This is a genomic window from Nannocystis exedens (assembly GCF_002343915.1).
GTDB lineage: Bacteria > Myxococcota_A > Polyangia > Nannocystales > Nannocystaceae > Nannocystis > Nannocystis exedens.
Genome location: NZ_NETK01000001.1, coordinates 3,251,838 through 3,268,884 on the forward strand (window position 1 = coordinate 3,251,838; position 17,047 = coordinate 3,268,884).

General features: G+C 73.5%; 15 protein-coding genes. 10 read left to right on the forward strand and 5 right to left on the reverse strand.

Translation table 11 applies throughout. The features are described 5' to 3' along the window. Positions 1-66: 66 nt before the first annotated feature. Positions 67-1,080: a metallophosphoesterase gene (locus tag NAEX_RS12720; protein ID WP_096327776.1), complete on the reverse strand. Its 1,014-nt coding sequence runs from the start codon at positions 1,078-1,080 to the stop codon at positions 67-69. A 136-nt stretch (positions 1,081-1,216) separates the two neighbouring features. On the opposite strand from NAEX_RS12720, the gene NAEX_RS12725 reads away from it, so the two are divergent. The 5 genes from NAEX_RS12725 to NAEX_RS12750 all read left to right on the forward strand — a co-directional run bounded on the left by NAEX_RS12725 (position 1,217) and on the right by NAEX_RS12750 (position 7,363). After that, entirely contained in the window at positions 1,217-2,200 is a 984-nt protein-coding gene (locus NAEX_RS12725) for a hypothetical protein (protein WP_096327777.1), read from the forward strand. 857 nt (positions 2,201-3,057) lie between these two features. Beyond that, positions 3,058-3,324: a hypothetical protein gene (locus NAEX_RS12735; protein WP_096327779.1), complete on the forward strand. Its 267-nt coding sequence runs from the start codon at positions 3,058-3,060 to the stop codon at positions 3,322-3,324. A gap of 438 nt (positions 3,325-3,762) precedes the next feature. Then, positions 3,763-4,098: a hypothetical protein gene (locus tag NAEX_RS12740; RefSeq protein WP_096327780.1), complete on the forward strand. Its 336-nt coding sequence runs from the start codon at positions 3,763-3,765 to the stop codon at positions 4,096-4,098. Positions 4,099-4,488: 390 nt separating this feature from the next. After that, positions 4,489-5,646: a ligase-associated DNA damage response exonuclease gene (locus tag NAEX_RS12745; RefSeq protein ID WP_096327781.1), complete on the forward strand. Its 1,158-nt coding sequence runs from the start codon at positions 4,489-4,491 to the stop codon at positions 5,644-5,646. 130 nt (positions 5,647-5,776) lie between these two features. Next, the gene (locus tag NAEX_RS12750) at positions 5,777-7,363 is read left to right on the forward strand and encodes an ATP-dependent DNA ligase (protein ID WP_096327782.1); all 1,587 of its coding nucleotides are present in this window, start codon (positions 5,777-5,779) and stop codon (positions 7,361-7,363) included. Positions 7,364-7,436: 73 nt separating this feature from the next. Here the strand turns inward: NAEX_RS12750 and NAEX_RS12755 are convergent, their stop codons facing one another. Continuing rightward, a complete protein-coding gene (locus NAEX_RS12755) occupies positions 7,437-8,333 on the reverse strand; it encodes a LysR family transcriptional regulator (RefSeq protein WP_170135676.1) in 897 nt (298 codons plus the stop codon). Positions 8,334-8,413: 80 nt separating this feature from the next. Between NAEX_RS12755 and NAEX_RS12765 the strand changes: the two genes are divergently transcribed. From NAEX_RS12765 to xth, 4 genes are all read left to right on the forward strand, one after another. Next, on the forward strand, positions 8,414-9,331 hold the full coding sequence (locus NAEX_RS12765) for an alpha/beta hydrolase family protein (RefSeq protein ID WP_170135677.1): 918 nt from the start codon (positions 8,414-8,416) through the stop codon (positions 9,329-9,331). 628 nt (positions 9,332-9,959) lie between these two features. Then, positions 9,960-10,556 (forward strand): hypothetical protein, encoded by a 597-nt coding sequence (locus NAEX_RS12770; RefSeq protein WP_096327784.1) that lies wholly within the window; start codon positions 9,960-9,962, stop codon positions 10,554-10,556. 7 nt (positions 10,557-10,563) lie between these two features. Further along, positions 10,564-11,409, forward strand: a complete 846-nt coding sequence (locus NAEX_RS12775) for a sulfotransferase family protein (protein ID WP_096327785.1) — start codon at positions 10,564-10,566, stop codon at positions 11,407-11,409. Positions 11,410-11,561: 152 nt separating this feature from the next. Then, complete coding sequence (gene xth, locus NAEX_RS12780) at positions 11,562-12,365, forward strand: exodeoxyribonuclease III (protein ID WP_096327786.1); 804 nt, start codon at positions 11,562-11,564, stop codon at positions 12,363-12,365. 381 nt (positions 12,366-12,746) lie between these two features. Here the strand turns inward: xth and NAEX_RS12785 are convergent, their stop codons facing one another. Both NAEX_RS12785 and NAEX_RS12790 read right to left on the reverse strand, forming a co-directional pair. After that, positions 12,747-13,397 carry a hypothetical protein gene (locus tag NAEX_RS12785; RefSeq protein WP_096327787.1) on the reverse strand — a complete coding sequence of 217 codons (651 nt, stop codon included), beginning with the start codon at positions 13,395-13,397 and terminating at the stop codon, positions 12,747-12,749. A 129-nt stretch (positions 13,398-13,526) separates the two neighbouring features. Continuing rightward, on the reverse strand, positions 13,527-15,002 hold the full coding sequence (locus tag NAEX_RS12790) for a sigma 54-interacting transcriptional regulator (RefSeq protein WP_096327788.1): 1,476 nt from the start codon (positions 15,000-15,002) through the stop codon (positions 13,527-13,529). A 111-nt stretch (positions 15,003-15,113) separates the two neighbouring features. Between NAEX_RS12790 and NAEX_RS12795 the strand changes: the two genes are divergently transcribed. Then, positions 15,114-16,298 (forward strand): cytochrome P450, encoded by a 1,185-nt coding sequence (locus NAEX_RS12795; RefSeq protein ID WP_096327789.1) that lies wholly within the window; start codon positions 15,114-15,116, stop codon positions 16,296-16,298. A 380-nt stretch (positions 16,299-16,678) separates the two neighbouring features. Here NAEX_RS12795 and NAEX_RS12800 read toward each other — a convergent pair whose 3' ends face one another. After that, the gene (locus tag NAEX_RS12800; protein ID WP_143141072.1) at positions 16,679-16,981 is read right to left on the reverse strand and encodes a hypothetical protein; all 303 of its coding nucleotides are present in this window, start codon (positions 16,979-16,981) and stop codon (positions 16,679-16,681) included. Positions 16,982-17,047: the final 66 nt, after the last annotated feature.

Genomic DNA, 17,047 nt, shown 5'->3' on the forward strand with positions numbered 1-17,047 from the left:
CCATTCGCGACCCGAATGCGCCGCGCGCCCGGGTGCTGGCCCGGGCGCGCGTCCTTTGTTTCGCCGTCACACCGGATCGGCGGGCAGCGTCACCCCGAGCGCGGAGGCCAGCGCCAGCAGTTGCTGCGGCGACGAGCAGCCGAGGTGCTCCGGCGACAGCTTGCCCGCGCGCCGGCGCAGCAGCCACGACCCGGCCGGATGAGCCGCCGCCGCCCGCCCGAACTCCTCCCCCGCGGCCTCGGCGATCCTGGCCACCTCCGCGTCGAGGCGCTCGCGCAGCGGCGGCAGCGCCCCGCGCAGCGTCGTCACCCACCCCTGCACGCGGTCGAGCACCGACGAATCGAGCTCGGGGTCGCGGAGCGAGCGGATCTTCTTCTCGATCTGCTCGAACGTCATCGTCTGCCACGGCAGCGTGCGCAGCACCGGCGCCTGCCACTCGCCGCGCACTCGCTCCCAGTGATCGGCGCGCGCCGGCACCGACACGATCTTGAACTGCGGCAGCAGAAGGCCCGTCAGCCGCATCCCGTGGCACACCCCGGTGTCGAGGCCGAAGATCCGGTCGCGCAGCACCAGCGGCTCCGGCCCGATCACCGAGTGCCCGAACACCACCGGCTTGTCGTCCTCATAAAACTCGTACCAGGGCCGATCGCCGCAGCGCTCGCGCAGCCGCGCATCGCCCGACGTCGTGCCCGCGCGCACGTCCTCCGGCACCTCGTCGAGCGGCACCCCCGGATAGAGCCCCCAGTGGACCACCCGCACGTCCTCGCGCTCCCAGTGGTACGGCAGCGTCGCCATCCAGCGCACGTGGTCCTCGTAATCGGCCCCGAGCTGCAGCTTCGTCACCTGCTGCGAATACGACAGCACCCCGCGGACGTGCTTGCGCTCGTGGTTGCCGCACAGCGCCAGCGAGCGCGGGCGCCGGCGGAACAGCTCGACCACCGCCGCCGGGTCGGGCCCGCGATCGACGAGGTCGCCGACGCTGACCACCAGGTCGTCGTCGCCGATCGCCGCGCGATCGAGGAGGTCGAGCAATTCGGCGTGACAGCCGTGGATGTCGCCGATGATGAGCGTGGACTGCATGACAATTTCTCCTCCGGGCGCGCGCCGATGCGCTCGCCGCCGCCCCGCGCCGCCGGTCGACCGACGCGCGCCTGAACATCGAGACCGCGCCGCCGAATTCCGTCGCCGCGTCGCGTCCGGGTATAAAGGGAGCCTCGTGGCCGCGCGAGGACAAAATTCCGGACAACCCACCTGGGGCGTCTATCTCGACGGTCTGGTCGAGGAGCACGGCTCGCTCGCCGCCGTCGCCGAGCGGATGGCCGCGCTCCACGGCTGGCGCGAGGACGTCGACAGCATCACCCGCGCCCTCCGGCGCCTGCGCCTGCGCGGCAGCCTGCCCGGCGGCAAGTGGGGCGACCGCCTGCTGCGGACCTTCGGCCTGCCCGCCGGCGTCGACGCGCGCCTGCGCTTCATGGGCAGCTATCACTCGCGCTTCGTCGACCTGCCGGTCCCGCTGTGTACCGACCTCGTCCAGCTGTGGGACCGGCCGCCGACCAGCGAGAGCCGTGCCGGTCGCCTGTGGCTGTCGCTCGCGCGCGCCACTCTGGCCCTGCGCGCGCGTCAGCCCGCCGAGGCCGCGACGCACCTCGGCACCGCCAAGCAGCTCGCCGCCGACGACGCGGCCGCGCAGATCGAGCTGGCCCTCGGCGAATCGTTGCTCGACAGCCGGGCCCGACCGACGTCCGTCTCGACCGCGCTCGCGCCCGTGCCCGAGCTCCTGCGAGCGCTCACCGGCCCCGACGCCGACTGCCTGCGCGCCCGCTACGTCGGCCAGGTCAGCCACGCCCTCAACCACGCCGGCCGCATCGACGAGGCCGAGGCCCTGCACTTCGCCCTGCCCGACACCACGACCACCCACCCGTTCGCCCGCAGCCGCCGCGCCAACGGCCTCGCCTACGCCCGCTTTCGCCACGGAGACCTCGCCGCCGCGCTGGAGCACGCCCGCCTCGCCGCCCGCCACGCCGGCGACGCCGGCCACGTCCGCCTGCGCGCCATGGCCCTCCTCATGGTCGTACGCGTCGCGGCCGGCACCGCCGAGGCCGAAGACGCCCTCGCCCGCGCCCGCACGATCGCTCACGCCCTCGAGGACGCGACCCTGCTGTCCCGCTGCGACGCCGCCCAGCGCGGCCGTCTGCCGTGATCGCAACATTCGTGGCTGCGATCATTGCAGCGGCCTCGTCCGCGAAAACCCCCTACCCCTCGGGCCCGCGATCGCGGCATGCTTTCCCGGTCATGCCCACCTCTCGCGCCCTCCTCCTCACCCTCGCCGGGCTTTTCGCGGCCTGCGCCGGCAAGTCGAACCCGCCGCCCGCCGACAACCCCGACGGCCAGAAGGCCTGCACCATGGAGGCCAAGCTCTGCCCCGACGGCAGCGCCGTCGGCCGCACCGGCCCCAATTGTGAATTCGCGCCCTGCCCGGGCCCCGCGAGCGACGCCCCCGCGAGCGACGCCCCCGCCCCGCCCCCGGCGAGCCGCAGAACGCCGCCCCGCCCTCGCCCTGAGCGCCGTGTTCGGCCGGACTTCGGCACGCCGGAGAGTCCGGCCCGACTCGACCGCGGACCGACCTCCGCGACGTCCTGCTCGTCGTCCGCGCAGGCGCCTGCGACCATGCTCCGCCGCCACCGCACCGACCATATTCTGGGACATGTTCATACAAACATGTTCCGGGGGGCATAATACCGATCCACCTTTCGTCCGCGCTTCATGACCTGCCATGTCCCGAGAGACATGCGCTCCATCCTCGCCCGACATGTCCCCGAGCGCATACCGCTCGCCCCCACGCCTCACCGCCCGCGCTCCCGAACATGTCCCTTAAAGCATATCCCTCGGGACATGCCCCACCACCCTCACCCTGCCACCCGGCGCCCGCGGACGCGCGCCCTGCCATGAGCGCTCGGTGCATCGCCTCGGCCCCCCGCTTCGCCGGCCTCATCCGCGATCCCTTCCCGGAAAGCGCCTACCACCCGGCCCGCAAACGCGGCATCTTCCCGTCGCACCATGAACACCGCCCGCACGCTCCTCCTCCTCGCCGCCGGCCTCGTCGGCGCCTGCGCCGGCAAGTCGAACCCGCCCGCCGAGAACCCCGACGGCCCGAAGGCCTGCACCAAGGAGGCGAAGGTCTGCCCCGACGGCAGCACTGTCGGCCGCATCGGCCCCAATTGTGAATTCGCCCCGTGCCCGGTCCCCGAGGGCGACGCCCCCGCCAGCGACGCCCCCGCGCCCCCGCCCGGCGAACCGCAGAACGCCGCGCCCCCGTCGCCCTGAGCCCGCACCTCACTCGAGCGTCGCCGCGCAGGCCCGCCTCATCGCGCCGCGGCGATCGCATCGAGCGAGCTCCGCCACCTGCTCGCGCATCCACGGCCCCGCTCGGTGTTTGTCGCCCGACTGGATCGCGCGCCGCGACAGCTTCGGCGCGCCGCCGCGACCCACCGCAAGAATCGATGCGAGCGGCGGTGAAACTCCCCCCATCGGCGAGCGCCGCTCGATCGAGCATTCGCCGCGCGCTACTCCCGGCGCCGACGACGCGGCAACGCTTCCGATCCAGCCGCGCCGGCGGCCTCGCGGTTCGCCCCGGGGCGCCCCCCGCGGCGGCCTCGCGCGCCCTCGCGCCGGCGCCTCGGCTCCCCGGCTTCGGCCCTCTTCACGGCCATGCGGCCCGCCCGGCCGGCCCTCGGCCCAGACCGTGCCGACCGAGGTGTCCCCGTGACGCGAACCCTGCATCTGTCGTGCGCCCTCGCCTCCGCGGTGCTCCTGGCCGCGGCGCCCGCCCTGGCCTACTTCGTCTGCCCCGAGGAGCGGGCCTCGCCGCGCGAGACGGAGCCGACCTCGTTCGGCGTCACCAATCACAGCGCCGGCGACATCTACCTCTACTGGCTCGACCTCGACGGCCAGCGCCGGTTCCAGGCCACGATCTACGCCGGCGGCTATCACCGGCAGCAGACCTGGCTCGGCCACGTGTGGGTCGCCACCACCGTCTACGAGGATTGCCTCGCCACCTTCGTCGGCGAGCTCGACCACGCCGAATACGACATCTTCTGAGCGGCGCGCGGCCGCGCCGACGACATGTCCCGGAAACCATCCGGGGCGAGCCCTCCGCGAGCGCGTGCTCCCCGAGCGCGCGTACGGACCGGACCTCGGCCATGCGACACCGGCGTGCTCTCGCTGGCCTGCAAGTGCGCTCGTCGGCGCATCACCTGTCCCTTGGAGCATCCTCATCCCCCTATTGCCCCCGCGGTCACCGCTCGGTCTTCGATACATGTCCCTCCGGACATCCACTCGACCTGTCCCTCCGGGCACCCCGAAAAGGCCGAGCCCGCCACGCGTTCGCCGCCGCTCCACCTCATCCTGCCCCGCCGCGCGAAATCAAGCCCGTCCCGGCGGCCCCAGCGAGCCCCCCCGGCCACGCGCGCTACGCTGGCTCGCGCCGCGATGCGCGACCCTCTCGTCGAACTCACCGACCGCGGCCTCTACTGCCGGGCCGGCGATTTCTACATCGATCCGTGGCAGCCGGTCGAGCGGGCCGTCATCACCCACGCTCACGGCGACCACGCCGTCGCCGAGTGTGAACATTACCTCACGGCCGCGCCCGGCCGCGGGCTCCTGGCCCTGCGCGTCGGCGAGAGCGCCGACATCCAGCCGCTGGCCTACGGCGCCCCGATCGTCCACCGCGGCGTCGGCGTCTCGCTGCACCCGGCCGGGCACATCCTCGGCTCGGCCCAGGTCCGGCTCGAGCACCACGGCGAGGTCTGGGTCGTGTCCGGCGATTACAAGCTCGGCCCCGACCCGACCTGCGCCCCGTTCGAATCGGTGCGCTGTCACTGCTTCATCAGCGAGTCGACCTTCGGTCTGCCGATCTTCCGCTGGGCCCCGCCGGCCGCGACCATGCAGGACGTCGCCGCCTGGTGGCGCGCCAACCAACAGGCCGGCCGCACCTCGCTGCTCCTGTGTTACGCGCTCGGCAAGGCCCAGCGCCTGCTCGCCGGCCTCGACCCGGAGCTCGGCCCGATCTACGTCCACGGCGCCGTCGAGCGCTGCGCCGCCGTCTACCGCGCCGCCGGCGTCCCCTTGCCCGCCGCCCCGCCGGTGCTCGAGGCGGCCCGCGGCGTCGACTTCGAGCGCGCCCTGATCCTCGCCCCGCCCTCGGCCCAGGGCACCCCGTGGACCCGCCGGTTCAAGCGTCCGGTCCGCGGCTTCGCCTCCGGGTGGATGCAGATCCGCGGCACCCGCCGCCGCAAGGTCGTCGACCGCGGCTTCGTCCTGTCCGACCACGCCGACTGGAACGAGCTGCTCGGGGCGATCGCCGGCACCGGCGCCGAGCGGGTGTTCCTCACCCACGGCTACGCCCAGGCGATGGCCCGCCACCTGCGCGAGCGCGGCCTCGACGCCCACCCGCTCGCGACCCGCTTCGTCGGCGAAGCAGGCGGCGACGAGTTGTCCAACGTACATGTCCATTCAGACATGCCCGACGAGTCAGTCTCGATGCCTGACCTCTCGGACATTCCCGAAGCACCCGACGACGAGGAGGCCATGCCGCCTGACCTTTCGGACATGCCCGAATCACCCGACGACGAGGAGCCGACGGCATGACCCTCACGGCGCGCCTCGTCCCATTTCATGCCTCTTCGCACATGTCCCACGAGACAGACTCTCGCCGCGCGCCCTCCGATGCCCGTGTCGCCGCGGACACGACCGTTCCCACCTCCGCCGGAGCCGCGCCATGAGGCCCTTCGCCGCGCTGTACGCCGCGCTCGACGAGACCACCCGCACGAGCGAGAAGGTCGCGGCGATCCGCGCCTACCTCGCCGCGGTCCCGCCGGAGGACGCCGCCTGGGCCGTCTATTTCCTCATCGGCCGCAAGCCGCGGCAGGCCGTCTCGACCCGCAAGCTGCGGGCGTGGGTCAGCGAGGCCGCCGGCGTGTCCGAGTGGCTGTTCGACGAGTGTCACGAGGCCGTCGGCGACCTCGCCGAGACGGCCGCCCTGCTGCTCCCGCCGCCGACGCGCACCACCACCCTGCCGCTGCACCGGTGGGTCGAAGACCGCCTGCTCCCGCTCGCCGGCAAGGACGAGGCCGCGCAGAAGGCCGACCTGCGGACCGCCTGGGACGAGCTCGACCGCAACGAGCGGCTCGTCTTCCACAAGCTGATCACCGGGGCCTTCCGCGTCGGCGTCTCGCAGCGGCTCGTCATCGCCGCCCTCGCCGAGCTCGGCGAGCTCGCCCCGGCCACCGTCGCCCACCGGCTCATGGGCGCCTGGCAGCCCTCGGCCGCGCAGTTCCGCGGCCTCGTCGCCGCCGAGTCCGATCAGCCCGCCACCTCGCGGCCCTACCCGTTCTTGCTCGCGCACCCGCTCGAGGGCGACCCGGCCGAGCTCGGCGAGCGCGACGCCTGGCAGGCCGAGTGGAAGTTCGACGGGATCCGCGCCCAGATCGTCCGCCGCGGCGGCCAGCTGTTCGTGTGGTCGCGCGGCGAGGAGCTGATCGGCGAGCGCTTCCCCGAGCTCGCCCCGGTCGCCGGTCGCCTGCCCGAAGGGACAGCTCTGGACGGCGAGATCTTGCCGTGGCGCGGCCCCGACATCCTCCCGTTCGCCGAGCTGCAGCGGCGGATCGGCCGCAAAAACCTGTCGCGCACGATCCTCGCCGAGGTCCCCGTCACCTTCCTCGCCTTCGACGTGCTCGAGGCGTTCGGCCGCGACATCCGCGAGCGCCCGCTGAGCGAGCGCCGGCAGATCCTCGAGCCATTGCTGGCCCCGCTCGTCGGCGACGTCCTGCGCCTGTCGCCCGTCGTCGCCGCCCCGACCTGGCAAGAGCTCGCCGGTCTGCGCCAGGGCAGCCGCGCCCGCAACGTCGAGGGCCTGATGCTCAAGCGCCGCGCCGCCCCGTACGGCGTCGGCCGCGTGCGCGGCGACTGGTGGAAGTGGAAGCTCGACCCGCTGGCCGTCGACGCCGTGCTGGTCTACGCCCAGTCGGGCTCGGGCCGCCGCGCCAGCCTGTTCACCGACTACACCTTCGCCGTGTGGGACGAGGGCGCCCTCGTCCCGTTTTGCAAGGCCTACTCCGGCCTCACCGACGCCGAGCTGGCCGAGGTCGACCGCTTCGTCCGCGCGCACACGCTCGAGCGCTTCGGCCCGGTCCGCGCCGTCACCCCCGAGCTGGTGTTCGAGATCGGCTTCGAGGGCATCGCCCGCTCGCGCCGCCACAAGTCCGGCGTCGCCGTCCGCTTCCCGCGGATCCTCCGCTGGCGCCGCGACAAGACCCCCGCGGACGCCGACCACCTCGACGCCCTCAAGGCGCTGCTCGCGACATGACCCTTCGGACAGCATCATGGAGCGAGCGCTCGCCGAGCGCCGCGCAGTATGGACATTCCCCGCGCGCGCCGAATCACGCCAGCGGCTGGTCGAGCGCGGCCTCGGCGATCTCGTCGAGCCAGTCGACGACCGCGCGGATCTTCGGCGCATCGGCCAGCGCCTCCGGCACCACCCGCCACAGCGCGCGCTCGAGCGGCGGCGCGTCGCGGTCGAGCCGCACCAATTCCGGGTGCCCCTCCGCGGCCGCCAACGTCAGCACCCCGAGCCCGACCCCGGCCCGCACCAGCGCGTACGACGTCGGCACGCTGCCCGTCGCCGCCGCCACGCGCCCGCGCGGCACCAGGGCCCGCATCCACCGCATCTCCGGCAATCGGCTGTCGGGCGGCCCGAGCATCACCAGGTCGGCCTCGGCCGCCGGCGGCAACGGGTCGAGCCCGTGGCGTTCGACGTAGCTGCGCAGTCCATACAATCCGAGGGGCACCTGCGCCAATCGTCGTACCCGCATCCCCGCCTCGGTCGGCCGGATCACCCGCAGCGCCACGTCGGCCTGCCCTGCCGTCAGGTCGAGCACCTGCTCGGTGCAGCGCAGGTCGAGCACCAGCTCGGGGTGGCGCTCGCGCAGCAGCGGCAGCTTCGGCGCCAGGAACGACGACGCGATGTAGTCGAGCGTCGTCAGCCGCACCGTCCCCACGGCCCGCTCGGACGCCGCCTCGAGGTCGCGGGCGAGCTCGCGCACCTCGGTGGCCATGCGCCCGGCCGCCTCCACCACCCGCCGTCCGGCCTCCGTCAGCCGCCAGCCCTCGGCGTCGCGCACGAACAGGGCCCCGCCCACGGTCGCCTCGAGCGCGGTGATCCGGCGGCTGATCGTGGTCGGGTCGAGCCGCAGCGCCCTGCCGGCCTCGCCGAGCGAGACGTGGCGGGCGAGCGCGAGGGCGATCCGGAGGTCGCGCCAGTCGAGGAGGTGCTGCATGGATGCAGTTGGCAACTGCATCATACTGCGTTGGCGCAGGCGCTGGTAGCCCGTACGGTGAGCGGGACCCGGAGGTACGCATGCCATCGGAAGACTTCACCCTCAACGCCCTCGACGGGCGCCCGCTGACCGCCACGTTGCACGCCCCGCGCGAGGCCCCGCAGGCCGTCCTGGTCGTGCTCGGGGCGCTCGGCGTCCCGCGCCGCTACTACGCCCCGCTGGCCGCGTGGCTGGCCGAGCGCGACATCGCCGTTTTGACCTTCGACTACCGCGGCGTCGGCGGTTCGCGCTCGGTCCCGCTGCGCAAGGACCCGGCCGTCCTGCTCGACTGGGCCCGCCTCGACGCCGCCGCCGCGATCGACTTCGCGCGCGAGCGCTTCCCCGACCTCCCGGTCTGGGGTCTCGGCCACAGCTTCGGCGGCCAGGCCTTCGGCCTCACCGCGCGCGGCCTCGACCTCGCCGGCATCCTCGTCGTCGCCGCCGGCTCGGGCGACATGTCGCTGTATCCGAGCGGCCAGCGCCAGAGCTTCAAGGTCCGCCTCGGCATCGCCACCAACGTGATCGCCGCCTTGTTCGGCTACGTCCCCGGCCGCCTCGGCCTCGGCGAGGACCTCCCGGCCGGCGTCGTCCGCCAGTGGGCCCAGTGGTGCGACACCCCCGATTACGTCCGCGGCGCCCTCGGCACCGAGTCGACTTTCTTCCACCGCGTCACCGCGCCGATGTGGTTCTACGACTTCACCGACGACAGCTACGCCCCCGCCCGGGCCGCCGCCGCCCTGCGCGGCTGGTACAGCCGGGCCCAATCGACGCACCGCGTGATCGCCCCCGCCGACCTCGGCCTCCGCCGCGTCGGCCACTTCGGCCCCTTCCGCGCCGGCGCCCCCGAGCGCCTGTGGGACGAATTGCTCGGCGTGATCACCGGCGACCCTCGCCCGGTTTCGTCCGCCGACGATTTTGATGAAAAGAGCACCGCCGCCCGCGTGACCACGGGTTCGTAAGATCTCCGCCCCGCACGGGCCGCGCACAATCCTCGTACATGACTCTGAAGACATGCTCATTCAGACATGTCTCCAAGTCTCATGTGCGCGCCGAGCCATCACGCGCCAGCCACTCGCGGTAGAACACGTCCGTGCGCCCGCACCGTAGCCCCCGCGGCCCGTTCGGCGTCGTCGGCGGCGTCCCGGTGAGCTCGCGTCGATCGAAGACCGCCGCGCGCGACCGGGTATCCTCCTCGCCGCGCGCTTCACCGCCGGCGCGCCCGCTGGAACCTCGACGGCCGCCATCGCCAGGGCGGCGTCGATCTGGCCACGCTCGTCGCCCGGGCGGCCCGGAGCTCTTCAATCCGGTCACGCCCCGGCGCCGCCCCGTGACCCATCGCTTGCGAGATCGGTCGCACACGAACGCCTCCGACCGACCTCGACCTTCGGCCACCTGTCCTTTGAGCCATCCATCCCCCGACCCCGCCGGCACGCGTGAGCCGATGCGGGGCTCCCGGGCCGCGGCGGCGCTGCGGTCCCGTGGCCGGCCGATTCGCCCGCAGGACCGCCGCGAACGCGTCCACGACCGCCGCGCGCACCCACGCGCGCACTCGCGGCCGCGCCGCAACTCGACTACGATGACCCGGCGATGGACGTCCACCGCTTGCGCAACCTGACCTTCCTGATGTCGCTCGGCGGCCTCTCGACGGCCTGCTTCAACGACGAGGGCCCGCGCGGGAGCGGCAGCGGACCGGGCGAGTCGACCGGCGGCACCACCGACGCCACCACCGGCGCCGTCGACCCCGGCACCACCACCGAGGCCGACGCCACCGGCACCACCACGACCACCGGCGCCGTCGACACCACCACCACCTCGACCACCACGGAACCGGCCACGACGACGACCACCACCACCGGCACCGACGCGAGCACCACCGACGTGACGACCACCACCGGCCCCGGCCCCGACCGCGACGTGTGCCAGCAATACGGCGGCGTGTACGTCGAGTGCTACCCGCAGTACGCCCGATTCGTCGAGGCGGTGATCGCCGACTGCGAGGCCGCCATCGAGAAGGGCCAGGAGATCGACGGCCCCGCGTGCGGCGACGCGTTCGAGGAGTTCTATTCCTGCATCTCGGCGCTCGAGTGCCGCCAGATCGCGCAGGAGTTCAACCAGCCGTTCTTCTGCGCGGTCCAGTACGAGTTCGTCGAGCAGTTCTGCCCGGAGACCGGCAACGACCTCTGAGGCGCCCATGCTGTTCGTCTCCGGCACCAAGCGCAGCGGCACCTCGATGTGGATGCAGGTCCTGCGGGCCGCCGGCTTCCCCGTGCTCGGCGAGGCGTTCCCGCGCGGCTTCACCCCGGCCCTCCACCAGGCCAACCCGGCCGGCTTCTACGAGTCGATCCTCCGCCACGGCATCTACTTCCGCACCAACCCGCACCCGGTCACCGGCGAGTACTTCCTGCCCGAGCACGTCGAGGGCTACGTCGTCAAGGTGTTCGTCCCCGGCGTCATCCGCAGCGAGCGCGCCTACATCACCCATCTGATCGCCAACGTCCGCGAGTGGCGCGAGTACGAGGCCTCGATCCTCCGCCTCTACGCGCTCGAGCGCGAGGGCCTGGCCGCCGCCGGCCAACCTGTCCCCGAGGACAACGCCTACTTCCCCCCGGCCTACGAGTGGTGGATGGAGAACTTCGCCCTCGTGCGCGACATCAGCCTGCGCCGCTACCCGGCCCGCCTGATGACCTACGACCAGGTCCTCGACGACCCCGTCGGCACCCTCACCGGCGTGCTCGCCTGGCTCGGCCGCGGCGACCTGGCCGCCGCCCTGCCGACGATCCAGCCGGCCTTCCGCACCCAGACCCGCCCCAGCTCCGACAGCGTCCCGCCGGCCCTGGCCCGCGTGTTCGACGACCTCTACGCCGGCGTGGCCGCGCAGAAGCCGTTCCCCGAGTCGCTGCTGCGCGACCTCAACGCGACCAACCGCGCGCTGCTCCCGGAGCTGACGGAGATCCAGCACCGCGTGGCGCTGGCCCAGTCCCGCGGCCCCAAGGGCCCGGCCCCGGCCCGCCCCGCCGGCCTGCCCGAGCTCGACTGAGCGCCCCGGGGCACATGTCCTCGGGGGCATGTCCTCACGGGCATGCGGAAAATCGCGGCGAGCGCACGAGGTCGGGCGCTCGCGCGCGCAATCGCCCGTCGGTCGAGGCCGGTTGCCACCCGGCGGGACGGCGGTCAAGCTGGGCCACCTCGATGCCCGCGCTGAAGCTCGCCACCTACAACATCAACGGCATCCGCACGCGCCTGCCGATCTTGCTGCAGTGGCTCGCCAGGGAGCAGCCCGACATCGTCTGCCTGCAGGAGCTCAAGGCCGTCGACGCCGACTTCCCGGTCGCCGAGCTGCGCAAGGCCGGCTACGGCGCGCTGTGGCACGGCCAGCGCTCGTGGAACGGCGTGGCGATCCTCGCGCGGGACGGCATGCCGCTCGAGAGCCGGCGCGGCCTGCCGGGCGACCCCGACGACACCCAGAGCCGCTACCTCGAGGCCGCGGTCCACGGCGTGCTCGTCGGCTGCCTCTACCTGCCCAACGGCAACCCGCAGCCGGGCCCCAAGTTCGACTACAAGCTGGCCTGGTTCGACCGCCTGATCGCCCACGCCGCCACCCTGTGCAACGCCGGCATCCCCGCCGTCCTCGCCGGCGACTTCAACGTCGTGCCGACCGACTTCGACATCTACAGCCCGAAGTCGTGGCGCAAGGACGCGCTGCTGCAGCCCGAGAGCCGCGCCCGCTACACCCGGCTGCTGTCGCAGGGCTGGCTCGACAGCCTGCGCCACCTCCACCCCGACGAGCCGATGTTCACGTTCTGGGACTATTTTCGCCAGCACTGGCAGCGCGACGCCGGCCTCCGCATCGACCACCTCCTCCTCAACCCCGAGCTCGCCCCGCGCCTCCTCGATGCCGGCGTCGACCGCTGGGTCCGCGGCCTCGAAGGCACCAGCGACCACGCCCCCACCTGGATCACCTTCACCGGCTACGCGGTCCCCGCCGACGACTGAAACGTTTAAAAGGACATGTTCATTCGGAAATGCTCCGATGAACATGTCCTCCAAGTCATTCACACGAGCATGCCTCGTCGCCCGGTCTGACCGCGCCTTGGCGGTGAAGACGCGGCGACTGCGGCGGCCGCTGGCGCCCCCGACGTCGCCGAAGTCGAATCATGCACCGCCGCAGCTCTCGACGCCGAGCTCGACCCGTCGCGCTCGCGGTCATGCGTTCGACGCCGCCGATGCCGGCGGTCCTCGGCCAAGGCGCGCGGGAGGTCGGAGCCGGGCGCAGCGCGTCGACGACCATCGCCGGAGCTCGGTGTCGGCGACCGGACCGGCTGTAGGCGGTGCCTGTCCCGAGGGCCAGGTAGCACCTCGCGGTCCGGCGCCTGCTCAGCCGCGGACGCGTCGCCGCCGTCGTCCCAGCAGCAGCGCGAGCCCGCCGATCGCCGCCGCCCCGGAAGCCCCGGCCGCCCCGACCTCGCACCCCGACCGGCTGCGGACCAGCGGCGGCGGCGGCAACACCTGCGGCTCCTCCGGCGGCCCGCCGCCCCAGCACTGGTAGCACGACAGCGCCACCGGCGGCCCGCGCTTCACGGCCTCGGCGCTCACCTCGTCGGACACGCGGAGCTGAAGACCCGTCGGCTGGACTACCTGGTACGTCCCGGGGGGCAGCGGCTGCTCGAGCTCGAGCCGGGGCCACCCGAGACATGTGCCCTTCTCGGTGAAGGCCGCTTGCATCGGCTCCATCGTCCGACCGTCGCTCTTCACCGAGCGCAGCTCGATCTGCGTCGCCGGCACCGACGCCACGCATCCGCCCGCGTCCGGCTCTCTCGCCGCCAGCGCATCATCCGGCGAGTGGCGAGCGTCCCCGCAGACCATCACCAGCCCGACGGGCAGCTCCGCCGGCCACGCCCCGTCCTCGGGGCTCGTGCAATCCTCGAACACCAGGCGCACGTCGCAACGCGTCAGGCACGTCGCCCGCGCGAGCGAGGGCGTGACGAAGCAAGCGAGCGCCCCCACGACCGCGAGCTGCCGGCGCATGGCCAACCTCTAGCACACCGCCGGGCCCACCGTCGAGCGCCGGCGCGCAGGCTCATCGTGCTGGCCGAAAAGACATGTCTCATGAGACATCCATTCGCGAGCGCCGGCCTTCGCCGGTGGTCCCGCCTCTCACCCTCCGCGCCGCAGCCGGCGGTACAGCGTCGACGGGCTGATCCCGAGCTCCGCCGCCGCGCGCTGCTGATGCCCTCCGTGGCGCTCGAGCGCCGCCGCGATCGCCGCCCGCTCGAGCTGCTGCAGCGACCCGCCGCTCGCCCGCGGCCTCGAACCGATGTCGTCGGGCAGATCGCTCGCCTCCACCGTCGGGCCGGCGCCCAGCGCCGCCGCCCGCTCCATCGCGTTCTCCAGCTCGCGCACGTTGCCGGGCCACGCGTGGCCCAGCAGGCGCTCCTCCGCACCCGCCCCGAGGGACATCTTATTTCGCCCCACCTTCGCGCACGCCGCCGCCAGCAGCGTCCGCGCCAGCGGCAAGATGTCCTCGCGCCGCTCCGCCAGCGACGGCAGCCGCAGCTCGATCACCCGCAGCCGATAATAAAGATCGCGGCGGAAGCTGCCCTCCTCCACCGCTGCTGCGAGGTCGCGATGGGTCGCCGCGATCACGCGCGCGTGGATCGGCCGCGCATGGTTCTCGCCGACCCGCCGCAGCTCGCGCTGCTGCAGCGCGCGCAGCAGCTTGACCTGCATCGCCGGCGACATCTCGCCGACCTCGTCGAGGAACAGCGTCCCGCGCCCGGCCGCCTCGAGCATCCCCACGCGGTCGCGCGTCGCCCCGGTGAACGCCCCGCGCGCGTGCCCGAACAGCTCGCTCTCCAGCAGCGGCTCGGGGATCGCCCCGCAGTGCAGCGCCAGAAACGGCGCCTGCGCGCGGCTCGATCGCGCGTGGATGAAGCGCGCCAGCCGGTCCTTGCCCGTGCCGCTGGCGCCGCCCAGAAGCACGTTGCTGTCGACCGCCGCTGCCCGCCGCGCCAGCTCGAGCACCCGCCGCATCGCCGGGCTGCGCGTCTCCCACGCCTCTTCCGCGAGCGCCGGGTCCCGCGACGGCGCCGGCTCGCCCCACGCCTCGCGGGGGCGCGCGAGGAAGCGGCACGTCGCGTCCCCGCAGGCGACGCAGCGATCTTCGACCACCACGATCTCGCGCTGCTCGACGCAGCTGAGGTACCCGCTGGCGAACCCTGCCAGCGTCCAGCACACGGGGGCCTCGGCCTTCCCGCAGTGCAGCAGGTGCTGCTCGGCCTCGTACGAATCGCCGACCGTCGCGCCCTCCGGCGTCATCGGCCCCGTGCCCGGCATCAACCGCAGCATCCCTTGCAGGATGCCGACCCGCCCGCCGGCGTCGCGGATCGCGTGCTCGCTGTCCCACTCGAAGCGGCCGCGCAGCGCCTCCGCGGCCCGCCAGCCCTGCACGTGGCCGAAGCGGGTCAGCATCGCCCGCGCCTCCGCGGGTCCGAGCGTGGCCATCAGCTCGCGGCGCAGCGCGCCCAGGGCCGCCGCGTCGACGATCACCGCGCGGTGTCCGGCGAAGTGCAGCGCGCCGACCTCCGCGTCGGCGGCCAGGAGCGTGTCGATGTGGAGGTCCTCGGCTCGCATGGTCCGGTCATTGTGACCGAGCGCGACCGGTCGAGCTGACCGGACCGCGCCGCCTCGCTCGTGCAAGTCGGCGGACTCGCTGGCTGGCACGCCCCCTGCGAGTGGCGGCGTATGCGAACCAGCATCGACATCCTCGCCCCGGAAGTGCGCGCCGATCCCTACCCTCACTACGCTCGCCTCCGGCGCGACCTCCCCGTCTGTTTCGCCGAGCCCGGCGGCATGTGGCTCGTCAGCCGGCACGACGACATCATGGCCGTCCTCCGCGACCCCGTCCGCTTCTCCTCGCAGGGCTTCCGCGCCGTGTGGGAGCCGCCCTGGCTCGGCTACAACCCGCTCGCGCACTCGATCCTCGCCCTGGACGGTCCGGGCCACGCCCGCCTGCGCGCGCTCGCCAGCCGCTCCCTCGGCCCGCGCGCCGTCGCCCGCCTCGAACCGGCCATCCGCGCCCGCGCCGACGCCCTGCTCACCGACCTCGGCGGCGACGTCGAGCTCGTCTCCACCTTCGCCGCCCCGCTGCCGGCCTACGTGATCGCCACCCTGCTCGGGCTCGACGAGTCGCTCGGACCCCGGTTCAAGCAGTGGGCCGACGACTTCCTCTCGGTCACCCCCGAGCCGCTCGACGCCGCCCACGCCGCCCGCGTGAAGACCACCATCGCCGAGCTGTCCGCCTATTTGCGCGCCGTGATCGCCGACCGTCGCCGCGCCCCGATCGACGACACCGTCAGCGAACTGACGCGCGCCGAGCTCGACGGCCAGCGCCTCGGCGACGCCGAGATCCTCGAGTTCATGGTCGCCGTCCTGCTCGGCGGGCTCGAGACCACCACCCACCTGATCGCCACCTCGGCCCTGTTCCTGGCCGCGCGCCCCGATCTGTGGGCCCGCTTGCGCAGCGAACCGGCCGCGATCCCCGCCTTCGTCGAGGAGATGCTGCGCTTCGACGGCCCCAGTCAATCGCTGCCGCGCTTCACCACCTGCGACGTCCCCCTCGCCGGTGTCACCATTCCCGCCGGCGCGCTGGTGCTCGCATTGGTCGGCTCCGCCGGCCGCGACGAGCGGCGCTTCGCCGACCCCGACCGCTTCGACCTCGACCGCGGCGCCTCGGGCGCGGTGAACTTCGGCCACGGCGTCCACTTCTGCCTCGGCGCCGCCCTCGCGCGCATGGAGGCCCAGATCGCCCTGGACGCCCTCGTCCGCCGCTTCGCCCGCGCCGAGCGCCTGCCCGGCCCGATCGCCTACAACCGCACCATGACCGTCCGCGGCCCCGTCACCGCGCCCCTGCGGTTACTCCCCGGCTGAGCGCGAGCCCCGAATCACCACATGAACTTCAGGACATCCGGCCCCCCGCAAACCTCGAAGACATGACCCGCGAGCTCGCCTGCTGACCGCGATCGTCGCCGTCCTCATCGGCGCCGTCCGCTCTCCAATGAAGCTCCTATGAGCGGCGGCAGCCCGAACACTGGGCACACCTCGTGCGTCGCGCTCGGCCGCTCGCCAGCCGCCTCGCCGCGAATGTCGACAGGCGAAGCTCGCCCGCAGGGCCGCTGGCCGCTCCCGGTCGCTCGCCCACGCGAGCGCCGCCCGAGGCGCCCGCGCAACTGAAGACCTGTCCGAAGGAGCATGTCCATGCACCGACGCGGACCGCGGCGGGCGAGCGGCTCGCACCGCGCAGCGCCGCCTCACCTCGGCAGCACGACGGGCGGGCTCGGCGGAATCGTCGGCGGCGGCGGAATCGTCGGCAGCGGCCGCGGCGGCGACACGGGTGGTTTCAGCGGCAGCAGCTTCGGCGGCGGCGCCGGCTCGGGCGCCTCCGGCAGCGGCGGGATCGGAGTCGGCGGAGGGATCGGGGCCGGCCGCCGCGGCGGCTCGAACGACGGCGGCGACGGCTCGAACGGCGGCGGCGGCTCCGCCGAATCGGCAGCGACGAATCGCTCGACCGCCGCCAATCCGAGCGAGAGAACCACCGCGCGAGGCCGCATCATCTCATAAAAAATGATATCGATCGGTCCAAGGCGCAACACCGCGCGTCCATCATCACCGCCGTTCGC

What these genes read in the sequence shown, in the direction of transcription:
- NAEX_RS12795 (WP_096327789.1), top strand. Translation starts at nt 15,114, where the DNA reads ATGCGAACCAGCATCGACATCCTCGCCCCGGAAGTGCGCGCCGATCCC.
- NAEX_RS12745 (WP_096327781.1), top strand. Translation starts at nt 4,489, where the DNA reads ATGCGCGACCCTCTCGTCGAACTCACCGACCGCGGCCTCTACTGCCGG.
- NAEX_RS12765 (WP_170135677.1), top strand. Translation starts at nt 8,414, where the DNA reads ATGCCATCGGAAGACTTCACCCTCAACGCCCTCGACGGGCGCCCGCTG.
- NAEX_RS12785 (WP_096327787.1), bottom strand. Translation starts at nt 13,397, where the DNA reads ATGCGCCGGCAGCTCGCGGTCGTGGGGGCGCTCGCTTGCTTCGTCACG.
- xth (WP_096327786.1), top strand. Translation starts at nt 11,562, where the DNA reads ATGCCCGCGCTGAAGCTCGCCACCTACAACATCAACGGCATCCGCACG.
- NAEX_RS12755 (WP_170135676.1), bottom strand. Translation starts at nt 8,333, where the DNA reads ATGCAGCACCTCCTCGACTGGCGCGACCTCCGGATCGCCCTCGCGCTC.
- NAEX_RS12720 (WP_096327776.1), bottom strand. Translation starts at nt 1,080, where the DNA reads ATGCAGTCCACGCTCATCATCGGCGACATCCACGGCTGTCACGCCGAA.
- NAEX_RS12775 (WP_096327785.1), top strand. Translation starts at nt 10,564, where the DNA reads ATGCTGTTCGTCTCCGGCACCAAGCGCAGCGGCACCTCGATGTGGATG.
- NAEX_RS12800 (WP_143141072.1), bottom strand. Translation starts at nt 16,981, where the DNA reads ATGATGCGGCCTCGCGCGGTGGTTCTCTCGCTCGGATTGGCGGCGGTC.
- NAEX_RS12750 (WP_096327782.1), top strand. Translation starts at nt 5,777, where the DNA reads ATGAGGCCCTTCGCCGCGCTGTACGCCGCGCTCGACGAGACCACCCGC.
- NAEX_RS12735 (WP_096327779.1), top strand. Translation starts at nt 3,058, where the DNA reads ATGAACACCGCCCGCACGCTCCTCCTCCTCGCCGCCGGCCTCGTCGGC.
- NAEX_RS12790 (WP_096327788.1), bottom strand. Translation starts at nt 15,002, where the DNA reads ATGCGAGCCGAGGACCTCCACATCGACACGCTCCTGGCCGCCGACGCG.
- NAEX_RS12770 (WP_096327784.1), top strand. Translation starts at nt 9,960, where the DNA reads ATGGACGTCCACCGCTTGCGCAACCTGACCTTCCTGATGTCGCTCGGC.